The organism is Mesorhizobium sp. MC2-1-1 (genome assembly GCF_057597255.1).
This window is the reverse complement of the sequence record NZ_CP195205.1, coordinates 2,140,180-2,157,430: the sequence shown is the minus strand read 5'-3', so window position 1 is coordinate 2,157,430 and position 17,251 is coordinate 2,140,180. Positions and strand designations below refer to the sequence as shown.

The 17,251-nt window shown below is 62.2% G+C and carries 21 protein-coding genes and 1 tRNA gene; 15 read left to right on the top strand and 7 right to left on the bottom strand.

What is annotated here, in order from left to right:
- Positions 1-155 precede the first annotated feature (155 nt).
- Positions 156-542: a hypothetical protein gene (locus ACR64R_RS10885; protein WP_487361628.1), complete on the top strand. Its 387-nt coding sequence runs from the start codon at positions 156-158 to the stop codon at positions 540-542.
- 281 nt (positions 543-823) lie between these two features.
- Here the strand turns inward: ACR64R_RS10885 and ACR64R_RS10880 are convergent, their stop codons facing one another.
- Both ACR64R_RS10880 and ACR64R_RS10875 read right to left on the bottom strand, forming a co-directional pair.
- Positions 824-1,108: a hypothetical protein gene (locus ACR64R_RS10880; RefSeq protein WP_487361627.1), complete on the bottom strand. Its 285-nt coding sequence runs from the start codon at positions 1,106-1,108 to the stop codon at positions 824-826.
- 296 nt (positions 1,109-1,404) lie between these two features.
- On the bottom strand, positions 1,405-1,641 hold the full coding sequence (locus ACR64R_RS10875) for a hypothetical protein (protein ID WP_487361626.1): 237 nt from the start codon (positions 1,639-1,641) through the stop codon (positions 1,405-1,407).
- Positions 1,642-2,395: 754 nt separating this feature from the next.
- Between ACR64R_RS10875 and ACR64R_RS10870 the strand changes: the two genes are divergently transcribed.
- Entirely contained in the window at positions 2,396-2,680 is a 285-nt protein-coding gene (locus ACR64R_RS10870) for a hypothetical protein (RefSeq protein ID WP_487361625.1), read from the top strand.
- Between the two features lie 12 nt (positions 2,681-2,692).
- Here the strand turns inward: ACR64R_RS10870 and ACR64R_RS10865 are convergent, their stop codons facing one another.
- Positions 2,693-2,887, bottom strand: coding sequence for a hypothetical protein (locus ACR64R_RS10865; protein WP_487361624.1), 195 nt, complete (start codon positions 2,885-2,887; stop codon positions 2,693-2,695).
- Between the two features lie 354 nt (positions 2,888-3,241).
- On the opposite strand from ACR64R_RS10865, the gene ACR64R_RS10860 reads away from it, so the two are divergent.
- From ACR64R_RS10860 to ACR64R_RS10830, 7 genes are all read left to right on the top strand, one after another.
- Positions 3,242-3,790, top strand: a complete 549-nt coding sequence (locus ACR64R_RS10860) for a hypothetical protein (protein ID WP_487361623.1) — start codon at positions 3,242-3,244, stop codon at positions 3,788-3,790.
- Positions 3,787-3,993: a hypothetical protein gene (locus ACR64R_RS10855; protein WP_487361622.1), complete on the top strand. Its 207-nt coding sequence runs from the start codon at positions 3,787-3,789 to the stop codon at positions 3,991-3,993. Before ACR64R_RS10860 ends, ACR64R_RS10855 begins: the two co-directional genes overlap by 4 nt.
- 81 nt (positions 3,994-4,074) lie before the next feature.
- On the top strand, positions 4,075-4,257 hold the full coding sequence (locus ACR64R_RS10850) for a hypothetical protein (protein WP_487361621.1): 183 nt from the start codon (positions 4,075-4,077) through the stop codon (positions 4,255-4,257).
- Positions 4,258-4,401: 144 nt separating this feature from the next.
- Positions 4,402-5,187, top strand: a complete 786-nt coding sequence (locus tag ACR64R_RS10845; protein ID WP_487361620.1) for a hypothetical protein — start codon at positions 4,402-4,404, stop codon at positions 5,185-5,187.
- Positions 5,184-5,432, top strand: coding sequence for a hypothetical protein (locus ACR64R_RS10840; protein ID WP_487361619.1), 249 nt, complete (start codon positions 5,184-5,186; stop codon positions 5,430-5,432). The genes ACR64R_RS10845 and ACR64R_RS10840 overlap by 4 nt, the downstream gene beginning before the upstream one ends.
- Positions 5,429-5,656, top strand: a complete 228-nt coding sequence (locus ACR64R_RS10835) for a hypothetical protein (protein ID WP_487361618.1) — start codon at positions 5,429-5,431, stop codon at positions 5,654-5,656. The genes ACR64R_RS10840 and ACR64R_RS10835 overlap by 4 nt, the downstream gene beginning before the upstream one ends.
- Positions 5,653-5,946: a hypothetical protein gene (locus ACR64R_RS10830; RefSeq protein ID WP_487361617.1), complete on the top strand. Its 294-nt coding sequence runs from the start codon at positions 5,653-5,655 to the stop codon at positions 5,944-5,946. The genes ACR64R_RS10835 and ACR64R_RS10830 overlap by 4 nt, the downstream gene beginning before the upstream one ends.
- Positions 5,947-6,107: 161 nt before the next feature.
- Here the strand turns inward: ACR64R_RS10830 and ACR64R_RS10825 are convergent.
- The 3 genes from ACR64R_RS10825 to phaC form a co-directional block, all read right to left on the bottom strand.
- Positions 6,108-6,182 (bottom strand) — tRNA-Glu (locus tag ACR64R_RS10825).
- A gap of 143 nt (positions 6,183-6,325) precedes the next feature.
- On the bottom strand, positions 6,326-7,483 hold the full coding sequence (locus tag ACR64R_RS10820) for a YcbK family protein (protein WP_487362414.1): 1,158 nt from the start codon (positions 7,481-7,483) through the stop codon (positions 6,326-6,328).
- 326 nt (positions 7,484-7,809) lie between these two features.
- Positions 7,810-9,645, bottom strand: coding sequence for a class I poly(R)-hydroxyalkanoic acid synthase (phaC, locus tag ACR64R_RS10815; protein WP_487361616.1), 1,836 nt, complete (start codon positions 9,643-9,645; stop codon positions 7,810-7,812).
- A 43-nt stretch (positions 9,646-9,688) separates the two neighbouring features.
- Here phaC and ACR64R_RS10810 point away from each other — a divergent pair, with 43 nt between their 5' ends.
- From ACR64R_RS10810 to recJ, 6 genes are all read left to right on the top strand, one after another.
- Positions 9,689-10,156 (top strand): hypothetical protein, encoded by a 468-nt coding sequence (locus ACR64R_RS10810; protein ID WP_487361615.1) that lies wholly within the window; start codon positions 9,689-9,691, stop codon positions 10,154-10,156.
- Between the two features lie 48 nt (positions 10,157-10,204).
- The gene (locus tag ACR64R_RS10805; RefSeq protein ID WP_487361614.1) at positions 10,205-11,422 is read left to right on the top strand and encodes an LL-diaminopimelate aminotransferase; all 1,218 of its coding nucleotides are present in this window, start codon (positions 10,205-10,207) and stop codon (positions 11,420-11,422) included.
- 42 nt (positions 11,423-11,464) lie between these two features.
- Complete coding sequence (locus tag ACR64R_RS10800) at positions 11,465-12,778, top strand: homoserine dehydrogenase (protein WP_487361613.1); 1,314 nt, start codon at positions 11,465-11,467, stop codon at positions 12,776-12,778.
- A gap of 295 nt (positions 12,779-13,073) precedes the next feature.
- Positions 13,074-14,057 (top strand): class II fructose-bisphosphatase, encoded by a 984-nt coding sequence (gene glpX / locus ACR64R_RS10795; RefSeq protein WP_487361612.1) that lies wholly within the window; start codon positions 13,074-13,076, stop codon positions 14,055-14,057.
- Positions 14,058-14,111: 54 nt separating this feature from the next.
- Positions 14,112-14,294: a DUF6434 domain-containing protein gene (locus tag ACR64R_RS10790; protein ID WP_487362413.1), complete on the top strand. Its 183-nt coding sequence runs from the start codon at positions 14,112-14,114 to the stop codon at positions 14,292-14,294.
- Positions 14,291-16,075, top strand: coding sequence for a single-stranded-DNA-specific exonuclease RecJ (gene recJ / locus ACR64R_RS10785; protein ID WP_487361611.1), 1,785 nt, complete (start codon positions 14,291-14,293; stop codon positions 16,073-16,075). Before ACR64R_RS10790 ends, recJ begins: the two co-directional genes overlap by 4 nt.
- Positions 16,076-16,256: 181 nt before the next feature.
- On the opposite strand, the gene ACR64R_RS10780 is transcribed toward recJ, so the two are convergent.
- Positions 16,257-17,222 (bottom strand): patatin family protein, encoded by a 966-nt coding sequence (locus tag ACR64R_RS10780; protein ID WP_487361610.1) that lies wholly within the window; start codon positions 17,220-17,222, stop codon positions 16,257-16,259.
- Positions 17,223-17,251 lie beyond the last annotated feature (29 nt).

Below are 17,251 nucleotides of genomic sequence, written 5' to 3'. Positions count from 1 at the left end.
CGAAAACACGCCTTCCGTTGAGATTGGCATGTGCTCTTGCATCGATTGAAGCCAGCGACGAGTCCAGGAGGCATCTTGCGCCTTTGCGCGTCGCTGAAAGGATTCTCCTAGGGGGAATAAGCGTCCGGGTGGAAGCCGGTCGCTCAGGAGGTTACGTGGGGAGCTTTAGGGAATTCTGCGAAGACTTTTACAAAGCAACTGGACTGGCAATTAGCCTGTGTATTATGGCTGGCCCAGCGGTTTTCGTCGGTCAGGTGATTTATTACATCCGTGACGGAGTGTGGGCCCAGGTTCCCACCTTGCAGCTCTTTGTGTGGGTGGATGAATATGCACAGCATCACCGTAGTTTCCAAAACCCATACTTCACTACCAATGGAACGTTTTGGCCGTGGGTCTATACGCCTCATAGCTGGCTGGGCTGGCACCGGGTTCTTGAGGTTTTGCCGTTATCAGTCGCGCTAGTTAGTTTTGGATTTCTGATGCTTTTTGCTCTGACGATTGTTGCCCGGATCATTGTCGCTATTCGACCACCGCACGATTGAAGGTCCGGCCAAAGGCAGGTGATCGTCGCCCTTCGGAGCTGGCGGCGTTCCTTCGCTCTCGGTGATAGCCACTGTGATTTTGGTAAGGCTTGTCGGTCGACAGAGGTAAGGCCGGCGCCCAGGTTGGGCGGGGGGCGTTGGGGTTTGGACGCCGGCCTCAGCGGAGAGTAAGTCCGCCGCGAAAAGCTTTTAGCGGCATCATAGGTGCGCACGGTATGGCGTGATCGCGGAACTGCTCAAGGCTTGATTTTTGCAACTTCGGAAAAAGGCGGACTGAGGCCCTACTGCGGCCTCGAATTCTCGGTCCAATGCGTCGCTGGCGAGCCCGGGTCCAGGTACCGACCGATCGAGCGCAGGTAGGCGACGATTTCCGGGAGCAAGAAGTCTCGATCTCCGAACTCTTCCTCGATACGATCGAGTTCCTCGTGGTCCTCCAGGTGTCCATCGGTATCGCCCAAGACATATCCGAAATGGCCTATGGCGCAGATGTCGCATCCGGCTTTGATCACCGCGTCAACGAAAGCGGGGATGTCGCTCGCCTTCATGGTTTTCTTCGTACCGGCCATCGCAAGTGATCTCCTTCGTTGGATGCAGCCGGAGGTTGGTGGATATAAATGCGCAGGGCAACCTGTGTAATCGCGCAGGTTGCGCCTTAACGGGCTCGACCCTCCACGCTTTGTTAGCCCTCGTTGAAAATCGGGGTTTCCAGATGAAGAAGACATATGAGACGCAACCTTGCTCAAGCGAGCGAGATTGGGCAGCGTCGTGGCGGCCGCCGGTTCCACTCCGCCACCGCCGCCCTGATAGACAGTGCTAGTGGGTAGCAAGCCCGCAGGCTCCGGCCGGCGGGCTTTTCTTTTGTTCAGCGCAGCATTGTCTTGTTGCTATCGCCGTACCGAGCCAGCACAGCCTGCAGCTTTTCGACTACGGCATCAGGCACCACGCCATCCGCTTCCACGAAATAGTCATGGCTCTGCCGGCCAATGTAATCGGATACGATCAGGAATTGGTAGCCTGGCAGTGCAACGCGCAGATCGTCAGCTAGGTCGTCGACAAGCGATGGCGTGACCGCGCACATGCGTGGCGGCACGATGATCATGTTTGTCGCCTGCCGAAGCGCTGCTATTTCGGTTCTCCGTCAAAAGGCAGGCGGCCGAGATGGGGTTGTGCCGGGCGTGAACTTGGCCACCCGGTTACTAGGCAATGCCAGTATGAAGTTCCGCGTAGAGCTTACCGGCAATGGGAAGGCCGTGCCATGGTGAATAGGCGGTTACTATCCACAGCCCGACAGGCTGAGGAGTTCGGCCGGCAGTGCCTCAAGCGCTTCCACGTCGGGTGCGTATTGAGCGGCATGCGTTGGATATCGTTCCTGCTGCTGACGATAGAAGTTCAGCCACTTCGGCAGGTCGGCTATCGGGAACGTTCCTCGCCATATACCTTTCTCAAGCGTGAATGTGCCCGTCGCCGAATCGCAAGTCGCTATCGTCTCCATGCTGTCTTATAGGCAGCCCTGTCGACGTTTGCGCTTCTTCATGAGCTTTCTCCCCTTTGCCGGCAGTGAACGGAATGAGAACGAAATTGTCAGGCGGGCCATTGACTGGCTAGGAATTTGTTCTCTATTCAGGGAGATCAGCACATCGAAGGAGGTAGGCGGGCGCCCACGCGTCCGACGGCAGAGCTATGGGGAAAACGGCGGAGGACAATTTCAAGGTCAGGTCTGGGAGCGCGACGAATCCGCACTTGTGGAAACTATCTCACGCTAGCCGGACCTCATCGTGTCGCAAGCCGGATGGCAGGCGGCAATCCGGCGCCGGCCGGGCACGCTGCTCATCCATCGCAATGCAGGACACCAGATGGAGAAGCTTCTGACGCCTGGCAAGCCAACGATTCCGCCCGAGACCATCGTCGATTGGAGCGTCCATGCGGGCCTCGACGTCGCCCTTGGCGATCTGCGGACTTGGCACACGCTGCGCGCCTGGTGCAAGAACTGTTCACATCATACCCAGGTGAAGCCCGAGGCGTTAATCCGCCGACATGGCAAGGCAGCGTTATTCAATTCGGTCGAGCGTGCACTCTTCTGCACAAGCTGCGACTGGGGTGAGCCAGTGCGGTTGGAAATCCTGTCTCTACCTCGATGAGTGGACGCCCCCTTAGGGCATCGAGAGGACGTTGACATCAACCGTGCTGCTGCTGTCCACCTCGACGTGGCAGGCGGTCATGGATGTTTCACCGCAGCTTGGGCCTGCAAGTTGCGCGGATGCAGGCCCCACCCACATGTGAACCGTGATCGCGCAGAGCGCCGCAGCAATTACGGTTAGGACAGTCTTTGTGTAGGCGTCGATCATGATCAGTGTCCCTTGCGTTTTGTTGCCGGCTCGCGGGCTAAGGCCGCGCCGGCAGTACCAGCGCCACAATTGCAAGTGCCGTCATGATCAGGCAAGCGGCCATCCCAACCGTATCCCTCCGCCGGTAGCACCAGACCGCGCTGGCGAGCATCGCGAGACCGATTGCAGCGTGTAGAGCGGGACGAACGACAATCGATTTCCCTAGCGTCAACTCACATAAGATTTCATCGCTCAATTCAAGCTACTCGTCCACCGACCTGTGCAATGAGTGGATCGCGAAAATCCTTGATTGGAAGTGCCCAGGGCTTGGGCCATCGTTTCTGTCGGGCAGGCGGCATCAGCCCGGAGATCAAGATGCACGGCACCTTTGAACCGCGCCCAGCGCGCATTGTTCGCATGGGTAACACATGGACTTTCAACGAGAGCGAACTTCTTCGAGAGCACTGGCCTGATATAAAGAAACTTCGAAGGCTTCTTCCGCACAGGACAGAGCGAGCGCTTCAGCATATGGCAAAACGATGCGGATTGATCCCTCCGAAGGACCAGAATATCTGGACGGGCGTCCAAGACAAAACGCTCCAACGCATGGCGGCAGCTGGCCACACTCGCAAGGATATTGCCGCTGAGCTTGGCTTGACCGTATTACCGGTGGCCAACCGCATGAATTACCGAAAAATCAATCTGGCGAAGAGGCCGCCAGTTGTGCTCGGGAACGGTCTTCTTGACCAGATTAGGCGCCGGGCATTTGAACTTAACATAAGCTTGGTTGAACTGGATCGGTCTCTGGGTAAGCGGCGTATTTTTGGAACGGCCTGTAAAGAAAGGAGGATACACCCGAGACACATTCACCGCGCAGTCAAAGCGCTCGGTGGGGAACTCAAGATTGAGTGGGCCGACCAATGAGCGCGTTCTTTAGAAGGCGCCTTGAAGCCACCATCGAGCGCCTAATCACCATCCTGGACAAACTGGACGGCGATCCAGACTTTGAGCCCGAAACGTTCGAAGAGCAGCGCGACATAGAAGCCGAACTCGGTACGCCAGACAGGGCGATACTGGCATTCGTGTTAGCCGAAACGACTCGGCGGTATCGCAAAACCTATCAATAGACCGCTCTTATAGGACGCCGGGGCGTATGCCCCGGCAGCGAGGTCTCACCCCTTCGCCCGAAGTCTTACACCGGGGCTCCCGTGGTTCAGGAACTCAATGCCAGCTTCTTCGAGCGCGCGCTGGACGGCGTGGACATTCTGAGCCCGACCAGCGATGGGAGCCGCCCCGGCCGCCTCCATGCTCCTTATCGTATTCACATGAACGCCTGCAGCGTTCGCCGCTTCTTGTTGCTCCATACCGACGAGCGCCCGCGCGGCTTTTAGTTGGTTGCCGGTAGTCAGCATTGATATCCCCTCTGTTGGCAAAAATGTGTATCACACACAGGAACAAGTTGACAACAGCCATTTCTCGTTTACGTTAATGATACACAGCTTATCGTGTATGAACCACAAAACGGGAGAAATGCAATGCCGAACACCCATGTTCGGGCAGCCGCCGAAGGTATGCCCGAAATCAACCGCCGCCGCCTGCTATTGGGGCTCGCCGCTGCCTCCACGGCAGCCGCCACCCTCAAAGTTGCGGCTGAAATTAGTCCCGCATCCATGGAAAACCCGCGTCTGATCGAACTCGGGAACGCGCTTCCTGCCTTGGAGGCGGCATGCCTCAAGACAAGGGATAAGGTCTATGCCATCGAGGCCGCGTGGGCTCCACGTTGGCCGAAGACGCCTGCGGCTTTGCTAGGAGAAGGCGGCGAGATAGACCGGGACTTCCAAGGCTATGCGATCAACGACCCTGGCAAGCCATGGCGTCACCAGAAGTACGCGCGGCCAAGCGATATTGACTGGCAGATCAACAATGCCAGCCGCATCGTGCGCGGCCGAACCATCGACAAGCGCAACATTCGGGGTGGAGACCGGGCTGATTGGGAGAACGAGCTTGCCCGCGTTCAACGTCTTCTGCCCATTGCCAAGCGTCATGCAGCACGTCGCGCAAAGGTCATGAAGCAATCTGGATATAAGGGGGCGAAGGCGGCGCGCGAAATCGCGATGCGCAATCTGGGCGACCTGGTCAGCGAGGCCGTGGCTATACCGGCAATGGGCATGACTGGCGTCATGATCAAGGCGCTGGCGCTTGCGGCATGGGGGCGATACGCGGATGCGCTCTGGAACATGTCCTATCCCGGTGCGCTGACGTGGGGCTCAGACTTTGCCCGCTCGGTCGTCCACATGGCGGGAGAGGGGGCTGCAGCATGAACCGCTTCATACCTCAAGCCGATATGTCGGCCGAACAGCTCGTCGCTCTCTGCGTGGAGGCCCACGCCATCATCAGCCTATGCGAGCGCGCATCGTGGAGTGATTTGCAGAACGGCAGCAATGGCACAGCAGTAGCACTGGTGGCGGAGGACATTCAGTTCGCCCTGCGGCTGGCGGGCGAAATGCTCGTGCCTATACAGGACGCTCTCGAAAGCCACGAGGGGCTGAAGGGCGGTGCAGCATGATACCCGTCCTTGATCCGCAATACCCCGGCAACGAGCCGGTCGACATTCTGGATCGTGCGCTCGATCTGCTTCGCGTTGTCCGGCTCGCTATCAACGCATATGAGGCGGACCCATCAAACGTCTCGAAGGACGAGATGGCCTCGATAGCGTATGTCCTGATTTATGCGCAGGATGTGCTCCAGCCGTTGAGGGAGCATCTGAACAAAGAAGGGGCGGCTCGATGATCCCGGCCGTTCGCCTTTCCGACCCCACCGTCCGCCGGTCGATCGAAGACGAAATCGAGCGGCTTATTTCTCTGCTCGATTTCGTAGAGCCGGACCCGGATCTTGAACCGTATCTGGCCGGCGGCGGCGAAGTCGTCGGCACCGATATAGGGAAGGGGGACAGCAGCGACGACGAAGAGGGGGCCGACGCGGAATATAGCCTCGGCTGGTCCGACTCGAGCAGCCGAGGCCGTGACGCCTGGGAGCGCAATGGTTGCCATAACATTGCCGGCGTCGACGGCGACGACTAATCAAGTCGCAAGGTTTACGGCATGCCCGCTGCCTCAAGGTGGCGGGCCTTTTTGCGTTCGTGGTCGTGATTCGTGCGGGGTTGTCCGCCAAAATGCGCGGCTGCTTATTGCACGGTTATTTAACGGAAGAGCAATGATGGCAGCTAAGTGCTTGAAATTGTTGGTACGCCCAAGGGGAATCGAACCCCTGTTACCGCCGTGAAAGGGCGGTGTCCTAACCGCTAGACGATGGGCGCGCTCAGACGAAGCGGCTTATAATTGCGTTGTTGCCAACCGGCAACCCATCAGCCGCCACATGCGACAACTTTTTTCACCGCGCCGTGAAACGCGCGGCTTTAGGCGAATAGCGGTTCGCGAGCGCAGCCGAAGGGCAACGGGCTCAGCCGTCCTCGCCACCGCCGCTGCGGCGACGGCAGCGCCAGTTCCAGTCGCGCTCGGGGCCGACGTCGATATGGACGGATTCGGTGTGGCAGTAGGTGCCGACGCCACCGCGGCCGGGCATCGTGCGGACGTAATTCGCCAGCTCCCATTTGGAGACGCCGGGCACCTGGATGTCGGCCGCGGCGCAGTACATATGGAGCGAGTTCTTGGCGCCGTTGGCGCGGCGGTTGCGCGAGGGGTCGCGATAACCGGAGGTGACGACCATCTTGCGGCCGAAATGGCCCTCGATCGTCTTCAGCACGCGCACCAGCGACGGCTTCAGGCAGGCGACGTCGACGCTTTCGTTCTGCTTCAGAAGGCCGTTGGGCGCGAGTCTCGCCATGCCGGCGGCCGATGCCACCTTATAGGAACCGCCGCCCTCATCCTCGTTGAGATCGACGTCGCTCTCGTCGTCGATGCCGGACTTGCGCTTGATCTCGAACAGCGCGGTCTGTCGCACGCCGGGGAGGGCATCGGCGCCGGTGATGTGATTGCTCGGGTCATCCAGAGAGGCCAGTTGCACCGGCTTTGCGGCCGGCGTCGCGGAGGCCAGCTCGACGATCGGCTTGGCGGGGGCGGTCACGGCCTTGGCTTGCGCCGGCGGCTGGGTCCCCGAGCGCGAATTGATCAGCGGCGCGGGCGCGGCCGAGGCCGGCGTGGTGCTGAAAAGCGATGCAAACAGGCTCTTCTTCGGCGCGGCGATCGGCGGCTGCGCCGGCTCGCCCGCTGTCACATAGACGCCGTTGCTCATGGCCTGCGTGGTCGCCTGCGCCTTCGACGCAATGGCCGCGGCATCGCCGGCGGCGACCTGCTGGGCAACGGCCTGCGTCTGTTCCGCCGTTTGCGCCTGCTGAACCAGCGGTTGCGGCGTACTGCCGGCAATGGCCTGGGCGCCGGCGGGGACGGTTACAGGGAAGGTGCCGTCCGGCCGCGTCTCCGGCACATAGGCGATCTTCTCGGGCAGAGGGGTATCGCTCTCGCTCATCACGGTCGATGCCGCCTCAGTGCCGGGCGCTGGTGCCTGAAGTGACGAATCGGTCGCTGCTGCGGTCTTGGCGCCCGATGTCGCGCTCATTTCACTGGCGGTCGAATTGTAAGCAGGGGAAACGACCGACATCGTCGGATCGCCGGTCGACGTGCAGGAGGCCAGAAGCACGGAGAAAAGCGCCGCCGCGATGCTGCGGCTCTCCCTTCGTGCAAGACGCCAACCTGCTGATTTCAAAACAAATTCCCCCTCGGCATCCGGTCGGCTCGTCATCGCCGCGCCACTCCAGCACCGCGCCGCGACAACCCTCCTGTTCCCAACCGGAAACGGGATATGTGTCGAATCTGCAAGCCTCGGAATTATTCTGCGTCGGAAGGTGATTTGAGGCCGCCAAACGATTGACGCCACCATTTCGCCCTGTTTTGGCGGCCCGTCAACTCACCAGACATTACAGTCCGTTACACACGCACCTTGACATAGGTCCCCGGCGCATCTCCCAAGGTTTTCATACGCTTGCCGGGTTTGCGGGCGGGTACGCGGACATTGTCCTGGGTCTCGATCCAGTGCTGCCAGTGGGTCCACCAGGAGCCTGGATGCTCATGCGCTGCGGCGAGCCACGTGTCGAAGTCGCCCACCGGCCTGCCACCGGTCCAGTACTGGTATTTCCTGGCGGCCGGCGGGTTGACGACGCCCGCGATGTGGCCTGAGCCCGCCATTACATACTCGACATCGCCGCCAAAAAATCGCGATCCCTGGAACACCGAAAGCGCGGGAGCGATGTGATCTTCTTTCGTGGCCAGGTTGTAGACGGGTATCGTGATGTCGGCCAGCGAGACGGTGCGCCCGGCAAGTTCCATCACGCCGCGCGATAGATTGTTCTCAAGATAACAGTTGCGCAGATAGAAGGAGTGGTTGGCGGCGGCCATGCGCGTGGAATCGGCATTCCAGTAGAGCAGGTCGAAGGGCAGGGGCTCCTTGCCGCGCATGTAATTGTTGATGACATAGGGCCAGATCAGGTCGCCCGAGCGCAGCATGTTGAAGGCCGTCGCCATCTTGGTGCCGTCGAGATAGCCCTTCTCGTTCATCGAGCGCTCGACGGCGGCGACCTGGTCCTCGTCGACAAAGACCTTGAGATCGCCGGCATGGGTAAAGTCGACCTGCGTGGTGAAGAAGGTGGCCGATTTGATGCGGTGGTCGCCTTCCTTCGCCAGCAGTGCCAGCGCCGCGGCGAGAAGCGTTCCGCCGACGCAATAGCCGATGGCGTTGACTTCCTTCTCGCCGGTCGCCTTCTCCACCATGTCCAGGCCGTATTGCAGGCCTTCGCGGATATACGCTTCCCAACCCTTGGCGCCGTGTCGCTCATCCGGGTTGATCCAGGAGATGACGAAGACCGTGTGGCCTTGCTCGATCGCCCAGCGGATGAAGGATTTCTGCGGGTTGAGGTCAAGGATATAGAACTTGTTGATCCATGGCGGGCAGATCAGCAGCGGCCGCTTCAGCACCGTCTCCGTCATCGGGTCGTACTGGATGATCTCGGCGACGTCGCTGCGGCCGATGACCTTGCCAGGCGTCGTGGCGATGTTCTTGCCGATTTCGAAGGGCGTGTAGTCCGCCTGGCGCAGCTTCAGGTCGCCGCGGCCGGCGGCAATATCCTCCGCCAGCATCTTCATGCCGCGCACCAGATTCTCGCCATTCGAGGCCACGGTCTCGCGGAACAGCTCCGGATTGGTCAAGATGAAGTTCGACGGGGCGATCGCGTTCGATACCTGCTTGACGTAGAAGCTCGCCTTGTGGCGGGTGTGCTCGTCCAGGCCCTCGGCATGCTCGACCAGCTCGTTCGCCCAGCGCGAGGTGACGAGATAGGCCTGCTTCAGGAAGTCAAAGAACGCATTGCGACCCCATTCGGGGTCCTGAAAGCGCTTGTCGCCGCGCTCCGGCGTGACCGCATCCTCGGGAGCCTCGGCATTGGGAGTGACCTTCTGGATGGCGTTTGCCCAGACGGTCATATAGCCGGCGAACAGACGCGTCTGCGCTTCGAGCGCGCGCTGCGGGTCGCCCAGCCAGTATTCCGAGAGCTTGGAGAACGTCTTGACCATGTCGACGACGGGTTCGGCGACATGGTCGCGCACTTCACCCTTCTCGCGCGGCTCGGTCCAGGCGGAAGCCGCCTTGCCGGCCTGCTCGATCATGCGGGCCATGTTCAAGGCAAAGCGCTCGGGATCCTTCACCAGATATTGCTCGATGGCCGAAGGTCCGCCATTTTCCGCTTTGTCCGAATCGTCAGGTTTGGACATGGTTCGCGGGGTTCCTCCCGGGGCGTTTTCTTGACATATTACCATGGGACATCTGACCGGGTCCAATTCGCTGTACCCCGGCTGCCAGGAAAACAATATGACGATTAATGTTGGCGGGAATTTTTTTCTCAGGCCGGGTGCGATCTGCCGCAAGGCGGTCCTGGCCGGGCTGGTCGGGGTGCTGTTGCCCGCGGGCGGCTGCACGAGCACGGGCACCAGCACCAACAATGCGGCGCCGACGGCCTTGACCGAAGGCCCGAGGGACACCGGCTCCTACCCGAACCTCAACATCCCGCCGCAGGTGGCCGCCAAGCAGCTCACCAAGGAGGAGACCGCGGCGAACCTGGCTAAGCTCAAGGCCGAGCAGCAGGCGCAGATTGCCAAGGGCGGCAGCGTCAAAACGCCGACGAATCCCGCGGCGCTGAAGACGCTTGCCAAAACGCATGGCGACGACACGCTGAAGCAGATCGAGGGCAAATGCGACCCGACCCTCGACCCTAACTGCAATTAGGTCTATATCGCGCGCCGAGAGCGCCTCCTTCGATCGTCTGGAACTGAAATGGAAGAATTTCACAAGGTCCGCCGGCTTCCGCCTTACGTGTTCGAGCAGGTCAATCGGCTGAAGGCCAGCGCCCGTTCGCGCGGCGCCGACATCATCGACCTTGGCATGGGCAATCCGGACCTGCCAACGCCGAAAGCCATCGTCGACAAATTATGCGAAGTTGTGCGCGATCCGCGCACGCACCGCTATTCGTCCTCGCGCGGCATTCCAGGCCTTCGCCGCGCCCAGGCGAACTATTACCAGCGCCGCTTCGGCGTGAAGCTCAACCCTGACACGCAGGTGGTGGCGACTCTGGGCTCGAAGGAGGGCTTCGCCAACATGGCGCAGGCGATCACCGCCCCCGGCGACGTGATCCTGTGCCCCAACCCGACCTATCCCATTCATGCCTTCGGCTTCATCATGTCGGGCGGGGTCATCCGCTCGCTTCAGGTCGAGCCCGACGACGGCTTCATCCCGGCGGTCGAGCGCGGCATCCGCCACTCGATCCCGAAACCGCTGGCGTTGATCCTCAACTATCCGTCGAACCCGACGGCGCTTGTCGCCTCGCTCGACTTCTACAAGGACGTGGTCACCTTCGCGAAGAAGAACGACATCATCATCCTGTCCGACCTTGCCTATTCCGAGATTTATTTCGACGGCAACCCACCGCCGTCGGTGCTGCAGGTGCCGGGCGCGATGGATATCTGCGTCGAGTTCACCTCGATGTCGAAGACCTTCTCCATGCCAGGCTGGCGAATGGGCTTCGCCGTCGGCAACGAACGGCTGATCGCGGCGCTGACGCGCGTCAAGTCCTATCTTGACTATGGCGCGTTCACGCCGATCCAGGTGGCGGCCGCGCATGCGCTTAACGGCGACGGCGCCGACATCGAGGAGGTGCGCGAGGTGTATCACAAGCGGCGCGACGTGATGGTCGATTCCTTCGGCCGCGCCGGCTGGGCAATCCCGGCGCCCGCTGCTTCGATGTTCGCCTGGGCTCCGATCCCCGAACAATTCCGCCATCTTGGCTCGCTCGAATTCTCCAAGCTGCTCATCGAGCATGCGGATGTCGCGGTGGCGCCAGGTGTCGGCTTCGGCGAGCATGGCGACGACTATGTACGCGTGGCGTTGGTCGAGAACGAGCACCGGATCCGCCAGGCCGCGCGCAACATCAAGCGCTTTCTGACCTCGACCGCCAAGCAGCCCGACAATGTGGTGCCTTTAGCCGCTCGTCGTTGAGTTTGCCTTATTTCCGTGGAATTTTGAGGGGCGTCGCCGGACATGGCTGAAGCGTTGCGTGTTGGAATTGCCGGCCTCGGCACGGTTGGCGCCTCGGTGGCGCGGGTGCTGCGCGACAAGGCGACCGAGCTCACCCGCCAATGCGGTCGCGAGATCGTGGTGACGGCCGTTTCGGCCCGCGACCGGAAACGCGACCGCGGCATCGATCTCAGCGCTGCGAAATGGTTCGACGATCCGGTCAAGATGGCCGAAAAGGCCGACATCGACGTCTTTGTCGAGCTGATCGGTGGCGACGAAGGGCCGGCGCGGCTGGCGGTTAAGGCGGCGCTCGAGGCGGGCCGCCACGTCGTGACCGCCAACAAGGCGCTGCTTGCCAAGCATGGCGTGACGCTTGCCGAGATCGCCGAGAAGAAGGGCGTTCTGCTCAATTACGAGGCGGCGGTGGCCGGCGGCATCCCGGTCATCAAGACGATGCGCGAGGCGATGGCGGGCAACGCGGTGACGCGGGTCTTCGGCATCCTCAACGGCACCTGTAACTACATCCTGACTCGCATGGAAGCGGAGGGCATCTCCTTCGACGCCTGCCTGAAGGACGCGCAGCGGCTGGGCTACGCCGAGGCCGATCCGACCTTCGACATCGAAGGTCACGACACGGCCCACAAGCTGTCGATCCTGACCAGCCTTGCCTTCGGCACGAAGATCGCCGCCAACGACATCTATATGGAAGGCATCTCCAACATCACCCAGGCCGATATCCGCGCGGCCGCTGATCTCGGCTACCGCATCAAGTTGCTGGGCGTCGCGCAGCGTACCGACAGCGGCATCGAGCAGCGTGTCCATCCGACGATGGTGCCCACGGCGTCCGTCATCGCGCAGGTGCACGGCGTCACCAATGCCGTGGCGATCGAGACCGACATTCTGGGCGAGCTTCTGCTTTCCGGTCCAGGCGCCGGCGGCAACGCCACCGCGTCGGCGGTAATCGGCGACATTGCCGATATCGCCAAGAGCCGGCCCGGTTTCCAGCACGCTCCGGTGTTCGGCTGGCCGGCTAAGGAACTGAAGCCTTACAAGAAAGCGCGCATGCGAAGCCATGCGGGGGGCTACTTCATCCGCCTCACCGTGCACGACCGCATCGGTGTTTTCGCGGCCATCGCCAAGCGCATGGCCGACAACGACATCTCCCTGGAATCGATCGTCCAGCAGGCGGCCGGCACGGATACTGAGGCGCAGAAGACCGTCATCCTCGTCACCCATGAGACGACGGAAGCGGCGGTGCGCAAGGCTGTCGAAGGCATTACCAAGGACGGCCATCTGACCGACAAGCCGCAGGTGATCCGCATCGAGCGGGCGGAATAAGATCGGCCGCATCGCAGGGGTCAATCGCACTCGGGCCGCTTCCGTTTTTGATTTCACGCGCCTCCCCGCGGCGACGTCGGCGACTCATTCCCGCAGGACGACCCTCGGTCATACTTCGCTTTAATCGATTGATATTGCTGTGATTTCAAAAAATGACAGCGGCGGTCTTGCCGTTGTCATGGAGCTTTGCCAGAAGGAGCCCGCCTCTGGCGGGAGGCGGGAGCAATCCACGGAAGATAACCCTCGGGTTTCACCAGGGATTGTCCGAAGCAAACATCAACGAGGAATGCCCTTCATGAACATGGCCTCAAACATCGCTGCCGGTCTAGACCGGATCCTCACCATGGAAGTCGTGCGCGTCACCGAACGAGCCGCTGTCGCGGCCGCCAGGCTGCGCGGTCGCGGCGATGAGAAGGCCGCTGACCAGGTGGCGGTCGACGCGATGCGCCAGGAGCTCAACCGGCTGGCCATCAAGGGCACCGTGGTGATCGGCGAGGGCGAGCGCGACGAGGCGCCGATGCTCTATATCGGCGAAGAGGTGGGCACCGGAAAAGGCCCGGCGGTCGACATCGCCCTCGATCCGCTTGAAGGCACCACGATCTGCGCCAAGAACCTGCCCAACGCGCTCGCGGTCATCGCCATCGCGGAAAAGGGCAGCCTGCTGTTTGCGCCCGACGTCTATATGGACAAGATCGCCATCGGCCCCGGCTATCCGGAAGACCTGATCGACATCGACGCCTCGCCGGTCGAGAACATCGCCAATCTGGCCAAGGCCAAGGGCGTGGCCGTTTCCGACATCACCGCCTGCATCCTCGACCGGCCGCGTCACGCCAAGCTGATCGACGCCGTGCGCGCCACTGGCGCGGCGATCCGGCTGATCGGCGACGGCGATGTCGCCGGCGTCATCCACACCACCGACCCTGACGAGACCGGGATCGACATCTATCTTGGCACGGGCGGGGCGCCGGAAGGCGTGCTGGCCGCGGCCGCGCTGCGTTGCACCGGCGGACAGATGCAGGGCCGGCTGATCCTCGACACGCCGGAGAAGGTGGCGCGGGCGCAGAAGATGGGTATCTCCGACCCGAAGCGCGTCTATCGTGCGCAGGACATGGCGCGCGGCGACGTGCTGTTCGCGGCGACGGGCGTCACCGACGGCAACCTGCTCGACGGCGTGAAGTTCGGCCGCACCTTCATCACCACGCACACCATCGTGCTGCGCTCGTCCTCGCGCACTGTTCGCGAGATCAAGGCGCGCCACCAGGATCTGGAAAAGTTCTGACGTTTGTTGACGCAATTCCGGACGGAAATCCCTGATCCGATTTCGTGTGCCTCGGTGGTCACGACGTCCTATCGCGGCACCCAGCATGCGCGCCGCTTTCTCGCGTGCGAATGCGGCAGTGCATTCCGCTTAGTCCGCCCTTTCATGGCCTGGCTCAAGGATGGTACGGAGAAGACCATGGGCGATGCGGCTGACGATGGCTTGGCCGTCAGGCTGAAAAGCGGAAAGCGTAATTGAGCGGCGAAAAGCGCCTCTTCCTCGATGTCAGGCAGTCGGCGACTGGTGTTTCCTGGCAACACCGGCTGACCGAGCGGCAGGACATGGCTGCCTTGGCCATTGCGCAGGGCCACGGCGTGCCCGATATCGTGGCGCGGGTGCTTGCCGGGCGCGGCGTCATCGCGGAGCAGGCCGAGCGCTTCCTCGATCCGACCATTCGCGAGCTTTTGCCGAATCCGGCTTCGCTGACCGATATGGAGAAGGCGGCGGCGAGGATCGCCGACGCGATCGTCGCGCGCGAAAAAGTGGCGATCTTCGGCGATTACGATGTCGACGGCGCTGCCTCGTCGGCGCTCTTGAAACGCTTTCTCACGCATTTTTTGGTGCCGTCGGAGATCTACATCCCGGATCGCATCTTCGAAGGCTACGGACCCAATCCGGAAGCGATGCGCGACCTGATCTCGCGCGGCGCGAAACTGATCGTGACCGTGGACTGCGGTACCAACAGCGCGACCTCGATAGACGCGGCCAGAGAGGCTGGCGCCGACGTCGTCGTGCTCGACCATCACCAGGTTGGCGGTCCGCTGCCGGCGGCGGACGCCGTGGTCAATCCCAATCGCGAGGACGATCTGTCTGGGCAGGGGCATCTGTGCGCCGCCGGGGTCGTCTTCCTGTGTCTTGTGCAAACGGCGAAGCTGCTGCGCGAAAGGCTGCCGGATGCCGCTCCGGTCGATCTGCTATCGATGCTCGATCTCGTCGCGCTGGCCACGGTCTGCGACGTGGTGCCGCTCACCGGGGTCAATCGCGCTTTCGTGGTCAAGGGGCTGCAGGTGGCGCGCCAGCAGAAGAACGAGGGGCTGGCGGCGCTGGCGCGGGTCTCGCGCATCGGCGAGCCGATCAACACCTTCCACCTCTCCTTCCTGATCGGTCCGCGCATCAATGCCGGCGGCCGCATCGGCGATGCGGCGCTCGGCAGCCGGCTTCTGGCAACCGACGATCCCGTCGAGGCGGCAAGCATCGCCGAGACGCTCGACCGGCTGAATCAGGAACGGCAGCAGATGGAGCAGGAGATGCTGGCGCAGGCGCGCGCCGAGGCCGATGCCGAGCTTGCCGGCGGCAACGGCCCGGCCATCATCGTTACCGCCAGCAACAACTGGCACCCAGGCATCGTCGGGCTGATCGCCTCGCGGCTCAAGGACTATGCGCGCCGGCCGGCCTTTGCCATCGCCTTCAACTCGACCGGGATCGGCACGGGCTCAGGCCGTTCGGTGACCGGCTTCGATCTCGGTCGGCTGGTCCGCGAGGCGGCGGATGCCGGGTTGATCGTCAAGGGCGGCGGCCACGCGATGGCCGCCGGCATCACCGTCGAACGCGCCAAGCTCGGCGAATTGCGCGCTTTTTTCGAGGAACGCGCCGCCGCCGATGTCTTCCGGCTGCAGAACGAGGAAAGCCTGGCTATCGACGGTGCCTTGGCCGCGGAGGGCGCCACGATCGCGCTGCTCGATGCACTGGAGAAAGCCGGGCCGTTCGGCGCCGGGCACATCGCGCCGGTCTTCGTGCTGCCGCGCCACCGGCTGACCGACGCGCGCGCGATCGGAACCAATCACATTCGAGTGGCCCTGCAATCGCAAAGCGGCGGGAACATCCAGGCGATCGCATTCCGCGCCGTCGACACCGCGCTCGGCGAATTCCTGTTCCGCAACAGGGGCAAGACCGTGCACGTCGCCGGTTCGCTGTCGGGCAACTACTGGAACGGCAACCGCACGGTACAATTCCGCATCAGCGATGCAGCCCTCGCGTAAGGTTTGCTGATATTCAGCTGAGACCGGCCTGCAAATGGCGGCATCCTGCGCTTCCGGTGCTCACGTAAGTTCGCTCCGCTCCGGTTCTCGGAGGCCAGCCAGTTTGGTCGCTTCGCGCCCGTCTTCGACTCCGTATCAGCCTGACCGAATCTCACCACACCTCAGGAAGGGTGGATTGCGTTCAGACCAGAACGGACTGCAGCCGGGTCAGTTCGCTGATCTGGGACATCGTCGCCTGGTAGCCGAGGCTGATCGCCTCGTCGGCGCGATGGAATTCCGTCAGGCCGATATGGCTGAGTTTCGGCTGCAGCGACATGTCGGGCGGATCACCGGCGAGCCTGGCACGCGATATACGGTCCTGGATGATGTTGAAGGCCTCGACCATGACGCCGGTTATGCCGAGGCGGGTCTGGTGCGATTGGGGATTGACCTGGCCGGGTCGCGGCGCGTCGTTCTCGACGACAAGCTCGCCGGCGCTGTGCTTGATGACGGCTGCGCGGCCGAACAGGTCATAATGCAGGTTCACCGCCACAACGAGCGGCTGCTCATAGGCGCGGCAGACCGAGACCGGCACCGGATTGACCAGCGCGCCGTCGACCAGCACGCGGCCGTTGCAGGCCACCGGCTCGAACACGCCCGGCAGCGCGTAGGAGGCGCGCATGGCGGTGACCAGCAAGCCGCTCGACAGCCAGATCTCATGGCCGGTGCGGATTTCGGAGGCGACGGCTACGAAGGGTTTCGGCAAATCCTCGAAGCGTGCGCCATTGAGGTGCTCGCGCAGGCGCTGATCGAGCTTCATGCCGCCGAACAGGCCGCTCCCACGCAGATTGAGGTCAAGCAGGCCGAAGATGCGTCGCTTGGTCAGGCTTCTCGCGAACTCTTCCAGCTCATCGAGCTTGCCGGCGAGGTAACAGCCGCCGACCAGCGCGCCGATCGAGGTACCGGCAATCATCGACACTTCGATGCCGGCCTCGTCGAGAGCGCGCAGCACGCCGATATGAGCCCAGCCGCGGGCACACCCACCGCCGAGCGCCAGCGAGATGCCGGTCTTCCTGCCAGGCTTCGGATCTGGCAAGCCACCGGACGATGCGGGGCCATTGGCCTCCCGAAGGTCAGGTCTGCTGCGCAATGACGCCCATTCGAGCATCATGTTCTCCCATGTCCCATATCCCGTGT